The organism is Capnocytophaga cynodegmi, from assembly GCF_002302475.1.
In the GTDB taxonomy this organism is placed as follows: domain Bacteria; phylum Bacteroidota; class Bacteroidia; order Flavobacteriales; family Flavobacteriaceae; genus Capnocytophaga; species Capnocytophaga cynodegmi.
The window spans coordinates 252,612-270,171 of sequence record NZ_CP022378.1 but is presented as its reverse complement, the minus strand read 5'-3'; the positions used below and the strand labels follow the sequence as shown (position 1 = coordinate 270,171).

Here is a 17,560-nt window from a genome sequence, read left to right as displayed (position 1 = left end):
TTGATTAAATTTATAAATTAATTTGTGAATTCTTCTTCTTTTACAAAAGGTTTTTCCGCAAATATTTCCTGTAAAAATGTAAGCATAAAAGGGAGTGTTTTTACTGGAAATTCAAATGTTTGTGGCTTAGAAAGTTGTATGTCAAGTTTCCATTCTTCTTTATAAAAATGATAATTATTTTGGGTAATAACTACGAGTTTATCGTCTTTAAAATACAGATTATCAACTTCAAAGCGTTTCCAAGTAGGAACGGCGTGAATCAGAAAAAGTCGCTGCGGTGTATTTTCTTCAATTGATGAGAAGTGTTTTGCATTTCCTTTTTCATCAAGATTTCCTGCAAAAATATCAGTTCCAGTACCTTCTGTGTACATCGAAATAATTTCTCCTTCAGCAGTGTAGTTTGAACTACAAAATTCGTACAATTTACCAAGCCTTGTTATTAAAGTGATTTGGGATAAGTAAGGAGGGATTTCTCCCGTAAAAATTTTATTTTGATGTAAATAAGCTAATGTTTTAAACCAAATTGCATCTTTTGGGTGTTGGGAGATTAGTTTTATAACTTTGTATTGCCCTTCTGAAAGTACTTCGAAAGAAATTTCAGTGTGTTGAGAATTTATTTGGAAATTATAAATAGGCAAAGGATGACAATCTCCATACGGATTTTCGTCGTACTCAAAACATTGATTGTTATTGTTATAGATTAAACTTACACTTTCCTTGCTGTCATTTCCAATGTATACCGAAAAATATTCAAATTGAAATTTAGGTGAATGTTTCAGTGAAAACACTTTGGTTGGAATACTTATGGGAGTAGGCAACTGATATCCAAAACTAAAAATGGCTTTACGAATGAAATTGCTAAGTTCTTGTGTGTAACCGTTGTACAAAAATCCGTGTAAATACTCGATTTCTTCATAATTTTGGTTGAAAGTTGCTAAATTTTTACAGATTTCATATATGATAGGTTCAAAATCGGTTTGTGAAAGTTTGTTTCTGTCTAAATTGCTTAGTCTTTCAATAAATTGAGTTAAATCATCATCACATTTTTGAATATTTTCAATTGAAAAATATCTGTTTTCTTCGGAAGTAGCCTCAAATTCAGCTTCCATCTGCTTAATGATAGCTTGTTTTTGTTTTAGTAATTTTGCTTTCATAATTTTTTGATTTAGATATTCTTTTACACAAAAATTTATTGTGAGTTAAATTAAGAAAAAATGTGTGCAAAGGTATGAATTTTAACCCAATGGAGAATCACATATTTTATTAATACAGATAAATCATAAAAAAATAGTAGCTTTGCACTTTAATTATTTCAATAAACGAAGTAGTATCGTAGAGAAAATGAAAAAAGTAGTAGTAGGACTTTCAGGCGGTGTGGATAGCAGTGTTGCTGCATATCTTTTGCAACAACAAGGTTATGAGGTAATTGGCTTGTTTATGAAGAATTGGCACGATGATTCGGTTACCATTTCCAATGAATGTCCGTGGCTGGAAGATAGTAATGACGCTCTTTTGGTGGCTGAAAAATTAGGAATTCCTTTTCAAACTATTGATATGAGTGAACCGTACAAGCAACGCATTGTGGATTATATGTTTCGCGAGTATGAAAATGGTCGTACTCCTAATCCTGATGTGTTGTGTAACAGAGAGATAAAGTTTGATGTGTTTATGAATTTGGCCCTTTCACTTGGGGCTGATTACGTGGCAACTGGTCATTATTGTAGGAAAGAGGAAATTGTTGTTGACGGCAAAAAAATCTATCGTTTACTTTCAGGAAAAGACACAAATAAAGACCAATCTTATTTTTTATGTCAATTGTCACAAAAACAATTGAGTAAAGCTCTTTTTCCGATAGGTGAACTGCAAAAATCAGAGGTTAGAGCCATTGCAGCACAACAAAATTTGGTTACTGCTGAAAAGAAAGATTCTCAAGGACTTTGTTTTGTAGGGAAAGTGCGTTTGCCTGAATTTTTACAACAACAATTGCAACCTAAAATGGGAGATATTATCGAAATTTCAAATGATTGGGAGGGATACAATTCGTTTGATAGTTTAAAACTCTTTGAAACTTATGAAGATGAATTAAAATATCTTTCAAAACGATTCAAATATCAGTTTTCTGATGGGAAAAAAGTAGGTACACATCAGGGAGCACATTACTTTACAAAAGGACAACGAAAAGGACTGCACGTAGGAGGTACACCTGAGCCACTTTTTGTAATAGAAACCGATGTAAATCAAAATGTTATTTATGTAGGACAGGGGCATAATCACAGAGGTCTCTTTCGTAAAGCTCTCTTCATAAAGGAGTGTGATGTACATTGGGTTCGTGAAGATTTAGCTTTGCAAGTAGGTGAAAAGAGGGACTTTATGGTAAGGATTCGTTATCGTCAGCCTTTGCAAAAAGCTATTTTGTACAAAACGGAAAATGGGCTTTTTGTTCATTTTGAAGAGCCTCAAAGTGCTGTTACCGAAGGGCAATTTGCTGTTTGGTATGATAATGATGAACTTGTTGGCAGTGGAGTAATTGCTTAGAAAAAAGAAAATATTTTATAAGAATCTTAAAAAAGAGAATTAAATAAGAAAAACTTTCAAATTGTATTTTCTATTTTGATTGAAGATTTATTAAAAGATGAAATTGTTTAAAAGAAGTCCTTTCGGACAGATATTGTGGATAAAACGCTGGTTAATAAGGATTTTTGGAGTTGTTACACATAGCCGTTATAATGGATTTAATCAGCTCAAGATAGAAGGTTCGGACGTTATTAGAAATCTTCCTGAGGCAAATGTTTTGTTTATTTCAAATCATCAAACTTACTTTGCTGATGTGGCTGCAATGCTTCACGTTTTTAATGCAAGTTTGAAAGGGAGAGTAAATACGATTAAGAACATAGATTATTTGTGGAATCCGAAGCTAAACATTTATTACATAGCGGCTTCCGAAACGATGAAGTCGGGTTTGCTTCCGAAAATTTTGAGTTACGTTGGGGCTATTCCTGTGGATAGAACTTGGCGTGAAAAAGGCAAAGAAATCCAGCGTGAAGTCAAACAAAGCGATGTTGAAAACATAGGCATTGCCCTGAATGATGGTTGGGTAATTACTTTTCCGCAAGGAACAACTTCACCTTGGAAACCCATTCGTAAAGGGACGGCTCACTTAATAAAACAATACAAACCCGTTGTTGTACCTATTGTTATTGATGGTTTTCGCCGTTCGTTTGATAAGAAAGGGATTAATATTAAAAAGAAAGGTGTACAACAATCAATGGTTATAAAGGCACCCTTACAGATTGATTATGAGAATGAAAGTGTTGAACAAATTGTTGAGAAAATAGAAATGGCAATTGAGCAACACGAATCGTTTTTGAAAGTTAAGAATTTAGAAAAAGCATAGTTAGAATTAAATATTCTAACTATGCTTTTTTTTATTGTTTTGGATAAATTTCTTTTAGTGCTTTCACATATACCAAAACACCTTTGTCTTTGAATTTTTCTTGCTCATAGAGCTTTATAGCTCCAACTTTATCAGCAGAAGTGAAAAGAAGAATTTCTCCTAAATCTAAAGATTTCCCTTTTTCAATAAGAGCTTGAATAAGTTGTTTGCCTATCTTTTTTCCGCGTTGCGATTCACTGACAACCACGTCCTCAATCCAACCCTTATGTCCAGAAATAACTTTGTAAACTGCCATTGAAGCCATTCCTAAAAGCCTTCCATTTTCAATGTAACAGGCAATAAAAGGAGCTTCTTTTTCATTGTTAAAAACTTCAGAAAGAGGAAGTTGTTTTCTTTTGCTAAGTAGGGAGAATAAATCACGAGCATCTTGCTCAATTACAGGAGTAATGAGCTCTTTTGTTAAAAATGTAACCATAGTTTTCTTCTTTATTTTGCTGAGCAAAACTAATGAAAAAATGTAATAAACAATAAGTTTTATAAAAAATAGTTATAGATGAAAATTATTTAAAAAATTTAATCATTTATAAATATATGATTTTTAATACTTTAAATTTAATGTTTAAAAAAATAAAAATTATTGTTTTTGTTTTCATTAAACCATTTATTTTTTTTGATGTCTAATGAGTTGTATTTTTATAAAGTGAAATTATTTATTATGAAGAAATTGGTATTTCTATTTACTTTTATTACTCTTTCGGTTTGGGGACAAGAGTTTTCCATATCAGGAAAAGTGATTGATAATGAGACTAAAACACCTTTGGAGTATGCTACCATTGTATTGGAGTCGTTGAACAATCCCAGCAAAATAACGGGAGGTGTAACTAATGAAAAAGGAGAATTTAATGTAAAAGCTCCCAAAGGAATGTATCATTTAAAAGTTCAGTTTTTTTCATTCAAAACGTATGAAGTGAAAAACTTTAACCTAAACGAAAACAAAAAGTTAGGAAATATTATTTTAAAGATTGATGTGGAGGAACTAAGTGGAGTTGAGGTTGTTGTTGAGCGAACTACAGTGGAGTTGCATTTGGATAAAAAAGTGTACAATGTAGGGCAGGATATGACCGTGAAAGGAGGTTCAGTTTCTGATGTTTTGGACAATGTGCCTTCCGTTTCGGTTGATACTGAGGGGAAAGTAAGTTTTCGAGGTAATGAAAGTGTCCAAATTTTGATTAACGGAAAGCCTTCTGCCTTGTCGGGAGTGAATGATGAAGCATTGCGTCAGCTTCCTGCAGAATCTATTGAAAGAGTGGAAGTTATTTCAAATCCTTCTTCGAGATACGATGCGGAAGGAACAGCGGGAATCATCAATATTATCCTTAAAAAAGGAAGTGCAGTAGGATTTATGGGGTCGGTAACAGCTTCGGTAGGAAATCCGGAAGCGTATGAAGTTGGTACAAATTTGAGTTTGCGTAAAAAAGATTGGACTTTTTTCACAAATCTATCATATCGCGATAGAAATTCTCCTGGAAACACGAAGTTTAGTCAGCAAAATTTGAATGATTTGGGAAAAATAGCTAATTTTCAAGATGAAAATCGTAAAACAAATCGTTTTAGAGATGGTTATAACTTCAATTTTGGAGCAGAATATCGTATTAATGAGCAATCTTCAATTACAAATAGCTTTATTTTAGGCTCAAGTAAAGGAAAAAATACAACAGATACTGATTTTTTTAATTACGATGCTAATCGTGTACTTACAGCAAAACGTTACAGAAATAATACAGAATCAGATGATGATTTTCGTTTTCAGTATTCACTCAATTTTGAGCACAAGTTCAATAATGATGGACATAAATTAACAGCTGATTATCAATTTTCTTCATCAAAAGAAGATGAAAATGCCATTATTAAGGAGAGAAATTTGACAACAAATACAGATTTAGAAACTGAACAAACCATTGGAAAAGAGAAAGGTGTAAAACATTTAGCACAAATAGATTATGTATTTCCGTTTGGTAAAAATAATAAATCGCAGTTCGAGGCAGGTTATCGAGGAACACTTGATGAAACCGATATTGATTTTACCGCAGGAATTTTTGATGCTGCAGGAAATTTAATTCGAAATCCAAATTTTAGTAATCATTTCTTTTATGAACAATACATCAATGCTTTTTATTCGCAATTGGGTACAAAATTAGGCAAATGGAATTTTATGGGAGGTTTGCGTTTTGAACATACTAAAGTTATTTCGTTGTTGAAAGATACAAATGAAAACTATTCCAAAAAATATTCTGGTTTATTTCCATCGGTTTATTTAGGATATGAATTTTCTCAAGAACAGCAACTTAGTGTAAGTTATAGTCGTCGGTTGCGTCGTCCTTGGTCACGTTTTATCAATCCGTTTGTATCTCGTTCAAGTAATACAAATTTATTTAGCGGAAATCCCGATTTGGACCCAACGTACACAAATGCCTTTGATGTTGCATATTTAAAAAGATGGGATAAAGTTAGTTTGAATACTTCTGTGTATTACAATCATTCCACAGAAGTTTTTGAAATGATTTCTTTGGAAACAGGTGATTTTATTACGGTAAACGGGCTTTCGGTTCCAGTTATGATGCGTCGCCCAATTAATCTTTCAGATGAAGATAGGGTAGGGGTTGAGTTTACCACTAATTATACACCAAAAAAGAATTGGCGTTTTTCGCTAAATATGAATTTTTATCATTATAAATCAAGTGGTTCCTATACGTATACCAACTATAAGAATATTACAACTACACAGAATTTTGATACGGAAGCTAATTCGTGGTCAAGTCGTTTTACAGCGAAGTTACCTTTGATATATAATATTGATTTTCAAACAAATGTTACATACAATGCTCCCAGAAAATCAGCTCAATCTGAAATTGAAGGAAATTTATCAGCAAATTTAGCTTTAAGTAAGGAAATATTCAATAAGAAAGGAAATATTTCATTGAATGTAACTGATTTATTTAATTCACGTAAGATGATTGCAGATACCCAAACAGCAAGAGTCATCACCCATTCCGAAATGCAATGGCGTGAGCGTCAAATAATGCTTAATTTTACGTACCGATTTGGAAATATCAAAGGGCAACAAAAAGAACGTAAAAATCAACGTGATAACACAATGGAGGATACAGAGATGGAGTTTTGAGGAAAAAAGGTTATTTACGTATGAAAACGTTCTTTTTAGCCGATTTACAATTACGTAAGTCGGCTTTTTTGTGTACAAACTTTTCTCTTTCATTTAATAATGATATCTTTGCCCCGATTTAATTTTTAAAGACAATGCTAACAGTTTCAAATTTATCGGTTCAGTTTGGGAAAAGAGTTTTGTTCGATGAGGTAAATGTAACCTTTACACAGGGCAATTGCTACGGAATTATCGGAGCAAACGGAGCAGGAAAATCCACTTTTTTAAAAATCCTTTCTGGAAAAATAGAGCCTACCAGTGGGCGTGTTATCCTTGAACCTGGCAAACGAATGTCCGTTTTGGAGCAAGACCACTATGCTTATGATGAATTTACGGTTTTGGAAACCGTTATTATGGGGAACAAAGTGCTTTCTGCCATAAAAAAAGAAATGGACGAGCTTTATGCCGATTATTCCGATGAAAATGCCGACCGAATTGGCGAACTACAACTACAATTCGATGAAATGAACGGCTGGAATGCCGAAAGTGATGCTGCTGCCTTGCTTTCCAACTTAGGAATTTCCGAAGATATGCACTATACTTTGATGGGCGAAATGGACGGGAAATTAAAGGTTCGTGTACTCTTGGCTCAGGCTCTTTTCGGAAATCCTGACGTGCTTATTATGGACGAGCCTACCAACGACCTCGATTTTGAAACTATCGGTTGGCTGGAAAACTTCTTGGCAAATTACGATAACACGGTAATTGTCGTTTCGCACGACCGACACTTTTTAGATGCTGTGTGTACCCACATTTCTGACATTGATTTCGGGAAAATTAACCACTATTCCGGAAACTATACTTTCTGGTACGAAAGTAGCCAATTAGCTGCCCGTCAACGTGCACAACAAAACAAAAAGGCAGAGGAAAAAGCCAAAGAGTTGCAAGAATTTATTGCTCGTTTTAGTGCCAATGTGGCAAAATCAAAACAGGCAACTTCTCGTAAAAAGATGTTGGAAAAATTGAATATTGAAGAAATTCGACCTTCATCGCGTCGTTATCCTGCTATTATTTTTGATAAAGAACGAGAAGCAGGTGACCAAATTTTGCACGTGGAAAACCTTTCAGCTTCTATTGATGGTGAAATTTTGTTCCAAAAAGTGGATATTAACTTGGCAAAAGACGATAAAGTGGCTGTTATTTCAAAAGATTCACGAGCTACAACGGCTTTTTATCAAATTCTGAATGAAAAACAACAACCCGATAGCGGAAAATTCCAATGGGGAGTAACCACATCGCAATCGTATCTTCCTGTGGACAATTCGGAATATTTCAATAACGATTATTCGCTGGTGGATTGGCTTCGTCAGTGGGCAAAAACGGAAGAGGAACGCGAGGAAGTCTATATACGTGGATTTTTGGGTAAAATGTTGTTCAGCGGTGAGGAAGCCTTGAAAAAATCATCGGTGTTATCGGGAGGAGAAAAGGTACGTTGTATGCTTAGCCGTATGATGATGCTTCGTGCTAACGTACTGATGCTTAACGAACCAACGAACCATTTGGATTTGGAGAGTATCACGGCTTTCAACAACTCGTTGAAGAATTTTAAAGGAAATGTTTTGTTTACCACACACGACCACGAATTTGCTCAAACCGTTGCAAACCGAATTATTGAGCTTACTCCCAACGGAGTTATCGACCGTTATATGACTTTTGACGAATATATGGACGATAAAAACATTCAAGAGCTTCGCAAAACGATGTACGAAAGAAAATAAACGCTTTCAGAAGCTAAAAAATAATTACAATGAACGACTCCGAATGCATATTTTGTGTTCGGAGTTTTTTTATAAATTAAAAGAAAGTCAAAAAAAGCAAAAAAAGAATTTAAAGAAGCTAAAAAATAGGTTCTGGAGCCTAAAATTTAGTCATCGGAATCTAAAATATTGCTTCTGGAATCTAAAATATTGCTTCTGGAATCTAAAATATTGTCTTTGGAATCTAAATTTTAGTCATCGGAAGCTAAAACATTGCTTTAAAAACAATTTTATTTTAAAAAAAGCTAAAAGAAAAAAGGTTATCATTCTTTCTGAATTGATAACCTTTTCTCTACTTTGATATTTTATTTAGTAATTGATTTCGATTGTAGTTACGTATTTTTCTTTATTCCGAGTATTTTCGTAATTTTCAGTAATTTTGGTAACATAGCCTTCCTTATCGAATTCGTATTCATAAGTGTAAGTATATACATCTGAAGAAACTTTAGTAGGAAGCATTTTTGAGTTTTTTCCTACAGGAAAAGGTAAATAAATTAAAAACATTTTATAATAATGGGAACGACTTAAAATTAATGAAAAATTGTTTTTATTGACATTTTTTCCATATTCAATTCTTACAGCAGGATTATTTTTGTCCCCTAAAGCTACAAAATTACCATTTTCCCAATGATAATTATATATTTCATCTTTATCGATGGTTCCTTCGGCTGCTTTGTTGATTTCTTGAATCAATTGATTCTCAGCATTGTATTTATATTCATATTTTTTATCGTAAGTTTCTTTTTTTATTAAAGAAACGACATTTTCTTTTTCGTTAGTTGTAGCTGATATCTTAAATGTTTCAACCTCAATCTTATTTTTTGAGTAAGATATATCAATTACATCACCTATTTTAGTAATTTTATTTTCATTATTGTATGTATAATGAATTATAGCATCTTTTAAATTCTCTTCTCCGCCGTTGATTTTTATTGACTTAATAAGTTTTACGGGAGTTGAATCATTTTCATTAGGTTTTGGACTATCGGTATCCTTTCCACAAGAAATAGTAGCTAATGACACTACTAAAAGAATCATTTTTAAAACACTTTTTTTCATTTTACTCAATTTTTATCTGTTGAAAGCACAAATGTATAGAATCTTTTTTAATTTTCCCTTCTACTTTCAAGAATCGAAATGAAAAAAATAGTATAATAAAACAATCAAATTAATTTATTAGACTTCAATTGATATGGAATATTTTTATTAAAGAATAAAAATACTAATCAGAATCTAAATTATTGCTTCCTGAATCTAAAAAATAGTCATCGAAAGCTAAAATATTGTCATTAGTATATTTTGTAGTGTTTTGAATGAAATAGGAATTAGTGAATATCTAAGAAATCTGTGAGAAATAACAAAAACATTGCTTTGAAAATCAAAAAAATAATTTACATTAGCACTTTAAATCTTAAGGAAATCATTATGAAAGGAAAAAGTATTTTAATTATGGGGTTGGCAGTTGCTTTTGTAGCTTGTAATCAACAAAATAAACAGACAACAAACACAAATTCAGTCACCAAACAAGAAAATGTTGAAAATCAGCCTTTTTTAAAGCAAATGGAGTATTCCAATTTGGTGGATAAAGCCAGTCAGGAAGAAGTAAAACAGGCACTTGCTAATGCTGGAATTGCTCAAGCTAATATTGAAGCTTTCTTTGAAAATGTAAACTATTTTAATAATTTGGTGGGCGATGTAGGATTGGTTCAGCAAGGGTTTTCTACTTCGGATAACTTAACTCCTAAGTATGACCAAGTTAGTGTTATAGAACGTTGGGATAAAAAACACCCTAATTTCCCTGGCTACAACTGCAGAATTACTTCTTTGGATTTATTACGTGATTTTGTGGAGGTTAAAGAACCTAAAACTGATGTTGGTTTAAATCTATTTGTGGATAATGATGCGCTGGAGAACAATCCTAAAAGGGTATTTTCTGAGAGGGAAAAGGAAGTTTTTATGAATTTATACACCAATTTCCCGACTCCGTACGTTTCTGATACTCAAAAGCATATTGAAAATGCACGAAAAACTTGGAAAGAGAAAGGCATAACGTTTCCTCATAAAAATGATAGAGCCAAAGCGTCACTCATTTCAGTTTTTTTTCATTCGGCGATTACTCCTGAGGAAAGTGAATTATTTGTAGGTCACGTGGGGGTTTTAGTTCCAACAACGGATAATAAACTTATTTTTATCGAAAAATTATCTTTCCAAGAGCCTTATCAAGCAGTGAAATTTAACAATCGTACTGAGCTAAACGATTTTTTGATGCATCGTTACGATGTAGAATGGAATCAACCCACGTCAATTCCATTTATATTTGAAAACGATGATTTGTTAGAAGGTTATCGCCCAAATGAAAATAAGATAAAACAATGATAAATCAATTCTTTGAGCTGATTTGTTTTTTGTTTATTTTCTTTTGAAAATTTAAAATAAAATACAGAATATCATTAGGATTGTAAATTATATTTATTAGATTTGCCTTTTAAAATTGTAAACATATGAAAAAGTGGATTATTATTGTGGCAGTGCTTGCCATTGTGGGATTTTGGGGTGTTAGTAAAAATAACCAAATGGTGCGTCTTAAAGGAGAAGCCGAAAAAGAGTGGGCAGATGTGGAAAGTTCATACCAACGTCGTTCTGACCTTATTGGTAATTTGGTAAAAACAGTTCAGGGAGCTGCCGATTTTGAAAGAGGAACATTAACACAAGTTATTGAAGCTCGTTCTAAAGCTACTTCTGTAAATGTAGATGCCTCTAATTTAACTCCTGAAGCCATCAATCAGTTTCAGGAAGCACAAGCGGGGCTTACTTCAGCTTTGTCTCGATTGTTAGTAACTGTGGAACGCTATCCTGATTTGAAAGCAAACCAGAATTTTTTACAATTACAATCACAAATTGAAGGTACTGAGAACAGAATTAATGTGGCTCGTAATCGTTTTAATGCTTCAGCTAAAGAGTACAATGTGTACATTGAGTTATTCCCTAACAGCTTGATTGCAGGATTTACAGGTCGTTCAAAAATGCCTTTGTTCAAAGCAAAAGAAGGAGCTGAAAACGCACCAGAAGTTAACTTTGATTTTAAATAAATGCCAAGAATTGAAGATTTTTTAACTTCGCAAGAAGAAAAAGAAATTATAGAAGCCATTCGTGTTGCCGAAAAAACTACTTCGGGTGAAATACGTGTGCATTTAGAAGCTAAAACTTCCACAGAACCTCTCGAAAGAGCTGTGGAGGTTTTTCATTTATTGAAAATGGACACTACAACCCAGCGTAATGGAGTGCTGTTCTATTTTGCTGTTCAGGATAAGAAATTTGCCATCTATGGAGATGAAGGTATTAACAAATTAGTTCCAGCAGATTTTTGGGAGACTACAAAAAATCAAATGAGGTTGCATTTCCAGAAAGGACAATTCTGTCAGGGAATTATTGAGGGCATTCTTAAAGCTGGTGAAGAGTTAAAACGTTATTTTCCATATCAGAAAGAAGATGTTAATGAGCTTCCTGATGATATTTCAAAAGGAGAAATTTGATGAAGAAATTATATTATTGTATCATATTGCTTTTTGCCATTCAGCCATTGCTTTTGGCACAAGTTCCTAAGTTAAAGAATCCGAATGAAGCAGTGCAGGATTATGCCAACGTACTTTCCGACCAAGAAAGAATGCTTCTTAATGCAAAATTAGCTCATTATGCGGATTCTACTTCCACAGGAATTGTCATTGCAATTGTTCCAACAACTAATGATGATATTAATTTTCAGGCAGCTGAAATTCTTTCCGAATGGAAAATAGGACAAAAAGGAAAGGATAATGGCGTACTGATATTAATGGCTTCTGAGCAACGAAAGGTAGCAATATCAACAGGTTATGGGGTAGAAGAATACCTAACCGATGCACTGAGTAAGCAAATCATTACGCAAGATATGATTCCTCATTTCAGGCAAGGGAATTATTATGCAGGTTTTGATAGTGCCACAACTTCGATAATGCAGGTGCTTTCAGGTACGTACAAGAATGACGTTACCTCAACGCAGGGCATACCCTTCTCGGTGATAGTTATTTTTGGAATTGCAATGCTTTTACTGATTATAGCCTTGTCAAAAGGAGGTAAAGGCGGAAATAATAGTCGAGGAGGCGGTGGTTTTGACCTTTTTGATATGATAATCCTTTCCAGTATGGGGCGAAACTCTGGCGGTTTTGGCGGAGGCTTCGGTGGTGGAGGAAGTTCAGGAGGTTTTGGAGGCTTCGGCGGTGGAATGGGCGGAGGCGGAGGAGCCAGTGGAAGCTGGTAACACCATTTTCGCTTTATCGCTGTTTGCGTTATAAGGAAATCCAAAAATATCTGAACAAAAAGCAAGTGAAATTCGTAAAATTAGACTCAATGGTACGAAAAAGATTGAGTGTTGAGCGACGTAGCTTTAAGTTCTGTTAGGAATTTTCTGACGTACGTCTTTTATATAGAAAACCTCGAAATGAAGTTTTTTCTTAAGAAGAAAAATTTTGTTTCGAGGTTTTTTAATTATTAAGTTACTTGATATTAACTTCAAACATCTTCTGATTTTCCAAAAATCCTTCAAGTACATCGTTGGGAGCTACACTGCCCACTCCAGCGGGTGTTCCTGTGAAGATGATGTCACCTTTGCGTAGAGTGAAAAATTTTGATGCTTCAGAAATGATTTGGTCAAACTTCCAAATCATTAAATTTGTACTGCTTTCTTGAACTTTTTGTCCGTTCTTTTCCAATCGGAAAGCAAGTGAATTTAAATCAGGAAAGCGTGACTTTTCGATAAAATTCCCTATAATCGCCGAGCCATCAAATGCTTTGGCTTTTTCCCACGAAAGTCCTTCTTTTCGCAGTTGTGCTTGTACATCACGAGCTGTAAAGTCAATTCCTAAACCAATTTCATCGTAATATTTGTGTGCGAACTTCTCCGAAATGTGCTTCCCGTTCTGATTAATTTTCAGGATTACCTCAATTTCGTGATGTAAATCGTTGGTGAAATCGGGAATGTAATACGGCATTTCAGGATTATGAATAGCAGTATCGGGTTTTAGGAATAATACCATATTATCGGGTTGTTTCCCATCAAATTCTTTAATATGGTCGATGTAATTTTTTCCTACACAGATGATTTTCATATACTATCAGGTTAATATGTGTGTTTTTGTTACGATATTTATTTTGTTTAGTTCTTTTCGATGACTTTTAAATCGCTTGCGTTTTCGATAGGCAAACTGTTGTATTCCAACGTCCAACCGATAGATTTTGTTAAGAAAATAATGTTTGCTAATTCTGAAATTAGGCGATTTTCTGCATTTTTCTTTAAGTTGGATTGTGCAATCTTCTTCTCCAATTCGGCGTTCACTCGGCGTTGGATTTTATTAACATCATCAGTTCCGAACGGATTTACTGGGTTCTGACTAACATCGTAGTACTTCATCTTGGGATAAATCTTAAGTTCGGCATCAGGGATAGACTTGATAATCACTTTTTTATTGACCTCATCAATGTCGTAAACTATCTTATGCAAATCGTAAGAAACGGTAACATCTGCATTGACAACGATTAGAATCTTTTTATCGAATGAAAGCAAGTCCATAAAATACTTCTGGCTATCAGTGTAAGAAATCACCTCAGCAAAATGCCCTTCTGTTACTACAAGTTTGCTAACATTGGCTATTTGTGTTTGAATCAGAGCCGAATCTGCCTCCAATGTTTCCCTTGCTTCCTTTCTGTCCCAAAAGAACTTAACAAGTAGCAATACGGCTACAGCGGTGAGCATTCCAAAGATAAATTTTTTCATAGTAGGTTTATTTTTAGGTTTTTTATAGGACGTACGCAATGATTTTTGCGTTTTATTTGGAAAAGATTTCAGTTAAATTATTTTGAAAATCCTTTTAGTTTGATGGCAGTTAGTACCTTTTTGGTGTACAGCGGAAAGTCAGCATTTAAAATCCAGCCGAAGTAACCAGGTTCTTCTTCCAGTATTTCTTCTACTTTTCTGCCTTTGTGCTTTCCGAAGGTGAAAATGGTTTCGTTTTTGTCGTTCAGGGCAATAAATCCGGCAAAGTCCACCGCTTGTTTTCGAGTGGTGAACTCGCTGAGTTTTTTCATATCGTTTTCGAGTTCGCCGTATCGGTCGAGTTGTGATTTTAGTATCTCATAGGTGGCATTAGTGTCCGCTGCTGCCGAGTGCGCATTGTCCAGCGTTTTTCCGCAGTAGAACTTATAAGCAGCACTAAGAGTACGTTGTTCCATTTTGTGGAAGATGGTTTGTACATCTACCGTTACGCGGTTTCCTAAATCGAAATCGACGTCGGCACGGAGCATTTCTTCCGCTAAAAGAGGAATATCGAAGCGGTCGGAATTGTAACCCGCCAAGTCCGAATCTTTAATCATATTATGAATGGTTTTGGCAAGTTCCTTGAAAGTGGGTTCGTTGGCTACGCGTTCGTTGGTAATTCCGTGTACATCACTTGCTCCTTTGGGTATCGGAATTGTAGGATTTACCAACCACGTTTTACTTTCTTTATTCCCATTGGGATATACTTTTAGTATAGAGATTTCAACAATGCGGTCTTTAGTAATGTCAGTTCCAGTGGTTTCCAAATCGAAGAAACAAATCGGTTTTGATAGTTTTAGTTCCATATGAATGTTTTATTTAAGCAGTAGAAATTAGTAATTGGGTAGTAAATATATACAAAAATGTGCTGTGAAACAGAAAAGAATTCCGTGTAAAGCTGAGTAATATCGAAGTTTTAGGATTGTCAGACTGAGCGAAGTCGAAGTCTGACAACTGCAATGGTTACGATACTTTTCACAGCATTTTTTATATATTTATCTCATAGATAAAGCATACTGATACGTTATATTTTTTGATGACTTCCCAATAAAAAATTTCTCTCTTATAGTTATTTTTTGTATTTGGTTATGTAATTAATGTCTTTCTTACTAGTGAGCAAAATAATTTATTGCTTCATTTCATTTTTATTACTTCAGTAGGAAAATTATAACAGATTATTTATAAATCGTCATTTTCACTATTCAGAACTAAGGTGCGAACCCATTGATTCGTTTCATCAAAGCCTTCAAGCCAAGCAATTTTCCATTGTCTGTCTTCTTTTTTTGCTCGGACTTTGTAAACAGATGTATCCCAAAAACGTTCAGCCCATCGCCACTGAAAACTGGCAGTATCCTCTTCAATCTTTATGTTTTCAATGGTCATTCGCTCATAATAATCGTATGAAGGAATATCCCGACACAGGCACCAATCGTTCGTTTCCTTGTCAAACGGAGAAATATCACCCACTGCCCATTTTACGTGATGCTCTCGCAAAGCAAAATCTATATTGTGACCTATTTCATTATATAGGTTGATAAAATCTCTTCCGAAGAAGCCCGATTTTTCAAGTTTGCGTATCTGTGCATCGTGGATAGCGAAATCTATACCATTATATAAGGTATCATTAGGGTTGGCAACAGGCACAAAATCTTCATAAGAATATTCTTTTTCCAACCATTTGTAGGCATTACGCGTGAGATTAAGCAGTGCCAAGCTGTCATTTTCTACGCTTTGGGTTTCATTTTCTGACCTATTACTCATCGCTTGTTTACGTTCATAGGATTGTTTACACGCTATCAGAGCCACAAAGGTAACAATTAAACTGAGTTTTTTCATCGTTTTTTTGTTTTTATTTTATAGGTGTGTGTGATGTGTGTTTGTAGTTTTTAATCTTTATGTTTAACTATGTATTTTTAATTTATGTAGTATTAAAAAACTTTTTTAAAACAAAACATATTTTAATTTTAACCCCAAAGTAGGAGCGAAAAGCCAGTATTTACTATTACTTTCTTGCTTAATGTACGATTTGCGATAGTAATGCCCTATACCGATATGAAAGGTAAAAAGTAATTTTTTAATGAGTTGTGTTTGTACGCCCCAATGTACTTCGTTAATCATTCTTATGTCATTATCACGAGTAGCTCCGTATAGTATTTTATTTTGAAAGGCAATGAAATTTCCTTTATTAAAGGAATTATCTTTTCCTTTACGTTCACGATGATTACGATTGTAATAATGACGAAGAGCAACTTTGGTATAGGGTGAAAATTTTTCAGTTAGTGAATTTATTGAGTATCCCATTTCTGATTTAAAAAAATCAATAATTCCTGCGGACAATTCAGCTTCAGTATTTTTTAAAAGAGGTTGTTCATAGGCAATGCCTAACGATATTATTGAGGCTTCCAAACTGAACTGCCTTTGCAAATCAGATTGAGCGTACGTAAAGAAAGGTAATCCCCAAAAAATAACTCCTATTAGATAATTTTTTTTCGATAGGGTAAATTGTAATTTTTTCATATTTAAAAAATACTTTTTTTATTAAGTGTATGGCAAATATAACCCTTTTTTTAAGTAATGTGTTTTCAGTGCTATCTTTTGTTTATAAATGATTGATTTATAGTTGTTTTTTGTTTGGTTTTTAAGAGGAATAGTATTGCAATATTGTTATTTCCGTCAATTTAAAAATTTCTTGACGTGAGAAAAAAAATTTCTTGACGTCAAGAAATTTTTTTTCTCACGTCAGTTTTTTTCCTCTCTACTGAAAGAAAATATTTTTTGTACCAAAAGCTATAAAAAAAACGGCTGTATAACAAATACAGCCGTAAGGTTCAAAGTTTGTTTTATGATTTTTCAAAAGAAATTCCTTCAATAGCCTTTTTCATTTCTACGCCAGGGGTAAAGATAATACGTACATCTTTAATCATCGAGGCGTTGAAGTCCTTTTCATTTTCCACACCTTCACTGCTAATGGAGATGCGGAATGTTCCGAAATCGCCCAGCTTTACGCTGTTTCCTTTTACCAATTCTTTGGGCAATTCTTCAAGTAAATTCTGAATTACATTGGCGATGTCCCCAGCCGTGAGTGACGATTTGGACGAAATGTTCTTAGCAATTTCTTTTTGCCCAATCTTGGAGCTGTTTACCGCATTGGCGTACCATTTCTTTTTGGAGCGGTCTTGCGGATTTACTTTCTGTACTAAATGATACTTCATAGTTGTATGTTTTTTAAGTGAAACAATATTGTTTGAAAAGTAACTTTTCGCTACCAAATGTACTCATTTTCTGTAACAAAGCAAAATAATTAACGTTTTGTTAGTTTAGAGCAGAGTAAAAGTTAAAAAATT

At 33.9% G+C, this 17,560-nt stretch carries 17 protein-coding genes; 8 read left to right on the top strand and 9 right to left on the bottom strand.

Going from position 1 to position 17,560, the window contains the following annotated elements; genetic code table 11:
- Positions 1–17: 17 nt before the first annotated feature.
- Positions 18–1,154, bottom strand: coding sequence for a hypothetical protein (locus CGC48_RS01300; RefSeq protein ID WP_098028143.1), 1,137 nt, complete (start codon positions 1,152–1,154; stop codon positions 18–20).
- Between the two features lie 187 nt (positions 1,155–1,341).
- Here CGC48_RS01300 and mnmA point away from each other — a divergent pair, with 187 nt between their 5' ends.
- Together mnmA and CGC48_RS01290 are read left to right on the top strand one after the other, a co-directional pair.
- Positions 1,342–2,535, top strand: a complete 1,194-nt coding sequence (mnmA, locus tag CGC48_RS01295; RefSeq protein WP_098028142.1) for a tRNA 2-thiouridine(34) synthase MnmA — start codon at positions 1,342–1,344, stop codon at positions 2,533–2,535.
- 97 nt (positions 2,536–2,632) lie between these two features.
- The gene (locus tag CGC48_RS01290) at positions 2,633–3,394 is read left to right on the top strand and encodes a lysophospholipid acyltransferase family protein (protein ID WP_098028141.1); all 762 of its coding nucleotides are present in this window, start codon (positions 2,633–2,635) and stop codon (positions 3,392–3,394) included.
- A 31-nt stretch (positions 3,395–3,425) separates the two neighbouring features.
- Here CGC48_RS01290 and CGC48_RS01285 read toward each other — a convergent pair whose 3' ends face one another.
- Complete coding sequence (locus CGC48_RS01285; RefSeq protein WP_098028140.1) at positions 3,426–3,869, bottom strand: GNAT family N-acetyltransferase; 444 nt, start codon at positions 3,867–3,869, stop codon at positions 3,426–3,428.
- A gap of 240 nt (positions 3,870–4,109) precedes the next feature.
- Here CGC48_RS01285 and CGC48_RS01280 point away from each other — a divergent pair, with 240 nt between their 5' ends.
- Together CGC48_RS01280 and CGC48_RS01275 are read left to right on the top strand one after the other, a co-directional pair.
- Positions 4,110–6,575: an outer membrane beta-barrel family protein gene (locus CGC48_RS01280; protein ID WP_232780522.1), complete on the top strand. Its 2,466-nt coding sequence runs from the start codon at positions 4,110–4,112 to the stop codon at positions 6,573–6,575.
- A 134-nt stretch (positions 6,576–6,709) separates the two neighbouring features.
- On the top strand, positions 6,710–8,332 hold the full coding sequence (locus tag CGC48_RS01275) for an ABC-F family ATP-binding cassette domain-containing protein (protein ID WP_013997117.1): 1,623 nt from the start codon (positions 6,710–6,712) through the stop codon (positions 8,330–8,332).
- 348 nt (positions 8,333–8,680) lie between these two features.
- On the opposite strand, the gene CGC48_RS01265 is transcribed toward CGC48_RS01275, so the two are convergent.
- Positions 8,681–9,430, bottom strand: a complete 750-nt coding sequence (locus CGC48_RS01265; protein ID WP_098028137.1) for a hypothetical protein — start codon at positions 9,428–9,430, stop codon at positions 8,681–8,683.
- 366 nt (positions 9,431–9,796) lie between these two features.
- On the opposite strand from CGC48_RS01265, the gene CGC48_RS01260 reads away from it, so the two are divergent.
- From CGC48_RS01260 to CGC48_RS01245, 4 genes are all read left to right on the top strand, one after another.
- Positions 9,797–10,747, top strand: coding sequence for a DUF4300 family protein (locus tag CGC48_RS01260; protein WP_098029723.1), 951 nt, complete (start codon positions 9,797–9,799; stop codon positions 10,745–10,747).
- Between the two features lie 125 nt (positions 10,748–10,872).
- A complete protein-coding gene (locus CGC48_RS01255; RefSeq protein WP_098028136.1) occupies positions 10,873–11,460 on the top strand; it encodes a LemA family protein in 588 nt (195 codons plus the stop codon).
- Positions 11,461–11,904 carry a TPM domain-containing protein gene (locus CGC48_RS01250; protein WP_098028135.1) on the top strand — a complete coding sequence of 148 codons (444 nt, stop codon included), beginning with the start codon at positions 11,461–11,463 and terminating at the stop codon, positions 11,902–11,904.
- Positions 11,904–12,665, top strand: coding sequence for a TPM domain-containing protein (locus CGC48_RS01245; RefSeq protein WP_098028134.1), 762 nt, complete (start codon positions 11,904–11,906; stop codon positions 12,663–12,665). The genes CGC48_RS01250 and CGC48_RS01245 overlap by 1 nt, the downstream gene beginning before the upstream one ends.
- A gap of 235 nt (positions 12,666–12,900) precedes the next feature.
- Here the strand turns inward: CGC48_RS01245 and CGC48_RS01240 are convergent, their stop codons facing one another.
- From CGC48_RS01240 to CGC48_RS01215, 6 genes are all read right to left on the bottom strand, one after another.
- Positions 12,901–13,512, bottom strand: a complete 612-nt coding sequence (locus CGC48_RS01240) for a fumarylacetoacetate hydrolase family protein (RefSeq protein WP_018278439.1) — start codon at positions 13,510–13,512, stop codon at positions 12,901–12,903.
- A gap of 47 nt (positions 13,513–13,559) precedes the next feature.
- Positions 13,560–14,177: a DUF4230 domain-containing protein gene (locus tag CGC48_RS01235; RefSeq protein WP_041997527.1), complete on the bottom strand. Its 618-nt coding sequence runs from the start codon at positions 14,175–14,177 to the stop codon at positions 13,560–13,562.
- Between the two features lie 77 nt (positions 14,178–14,254).
- Positions 14,255–15,022 carry a 3'-5' exonuclease gene (locus tag CGC48_RS01230; protein ID WP_098028133.1) on the bottom strand — a complete coding sequence of 256 codons (768 nt, stop codon included), beginning with the start codon at positions 15,020–15,022 and terminating at the stop codon, positions 14,255–14,257.
- A gap of 373 nt (positions 15,023–15,395) precedes the next feature.
- Positions 15,396–16,052, bottom strand: coding sequence for a hypothetical protein (locus CGC48_RS01225; RefSeq protein ID WP_098028132.1), 657 nt, complete (start codon positions 16,050–16,052; stop codon positions 15,396–15,398).
- Between the two features lie 105 nt (positions 16,053–16,157).
- On the bottom strand, positions 16,158–16,733 hold the full coding sequence (locus tag CGC48_RS01220) for a hypothetical protein (protein WP_098028131.1): 576 nt from the start codon (positions 16,731–16,733) through the stop codon (positions 16,158–16,160).
- A 323-nt stretch (positions 16,734–17,056) separates the two neighbouring features.
- Positions 17,057–17,428: an HU family DNA-binding protein gene (locus CGC48_RS01215; RefSeq protein WP_098029722.1), complete on the bottom strand. Its 372-nt coding sequence runs from the start codon at positions 17,426–17,428 to the stop codon at positions 17,057–17,059.
- Between the last annotated feature and the right edge of the window lie 132 nt (positions 17,429–17,560).

Bases quoted from the DNA above. Each gene is read 5' to 3' on its own strand.
- CGC48_RS01300 (WP_098028143.1), bottom strand. From the start codon at position 1,154: ATGAAAGCAAAATTACTAAAACAAAAACAAGCTATCATTAAGCAGATG.
- mnmA (WP_098028142.1), top strand. From the start codon at position 1,342: ATGAAAAAAGTAGTAGTAGGACTTTCAGGCGGTGTGGATAGCAGTGTT.
- CGC48_RS01290 (WP_098028141.1), top strand. From the start codon at position 2,633: ATGAAATTGTTTAAAAGAAGTCCTTTCGGACAGATATTGTGGATAAAA.
- CGC48_RS01285 (WP_098028140.1), bottom strand. From the start codon at position 3,869: ATGGTTACATTTTTAACAAAAGAGCTCATTACTCCTGTAATTGAGCAA.
- CGC48_RS01280 (WP_232780522.1), top strand. From the start codon at position 4,110: ATGAAGAAATTGGTATTTCTATTTACTTTTATTACTCTTTCGGTTTGG.
- CGC48_RS01275 (WP_013997117.1), top strand. From the start codon at position 6,710: ATGCTAACAGTTTCAAATTTATCGGTTCAGTTTGGGAAAAGAGTTTTG.
- CGC48_RS01265 (WP_098028137.1), bottom strand. From the start codon at position 9,430: ATGAAAAAAAGTGTTTTAAAAATGATTCTTTTAGTAGTGTCATTAGCT.
- CGC48_RS01260 (WP_098029723.1), top strand. From the start codon at position 9,797: ATGAAAGGAAAAAGTATTTTAATTATGGGGTTGGCAGTTGCTTTTGTA.
- CGC48_RS01255 (WP_098028136.1), top strand. From the start codon at position 10,873: ATGAAAAAGTGGATTATTATTGTGGCAGTGCTTGCCATTGTGGGATTT.
- CGC48_RS01250 (WP_098028135.1), top strand. From the start codon at position 11,461: ATGCCAAGAATTGAAGATTTTTTAACTTCGCAAGAAGAAAAAGAAATT.
- CGC48_RS01245 (WP_098028134.1), top strand. From the start codon at position 11,904: ATGAAGAAATTATATTATTGTATCATATTGCTTTTTGCCATTCAGCCA.
- CGC48_RS01240 (WP_018278439.1), bottom strand. From the start codon at position 13,512: ATGAAAATCATCTGTGTAGGAAAAAATTACATCGACCATATTAAAGAA.
- CGC48_RS01235 (WP_041997527.1), bottom strand. From the start codon at position 14,177: ATGAAAAAATTTATCTTTGGAATGCTCACCGCTGTAGCCGTATTGCTA.
- CGC48_RS01230 (WP_098028133.1), bottom strand. From the start codon at position 15,022: ATGGAACTAAAACTATCAAAACCGATTTGTTTCTTCGATTTGGAAACC.
- CGC48_RS01225 (WP_098028132.1), bottom strand. From the start codon at position 16,052: ATGAAAAAACTCAGTTTAATTGTTACCTTTGTGGCTCTGATAGCGTGT.
- CGC48_RS01220 (WP_098028131.1), bottom strand. From the start codon at position 16,733: ATGAAAAAATTACAATTTACCCTATCGAAAAAAAATTATCTAATAGGA.
- CGC48_RS01215 (WP_098029722.1), bottom strand. From the start codon at position 17,428: ATGAAGTATCATTTAGTACAGAAAGTAAATCCGCAAGACCGCTCCAAA.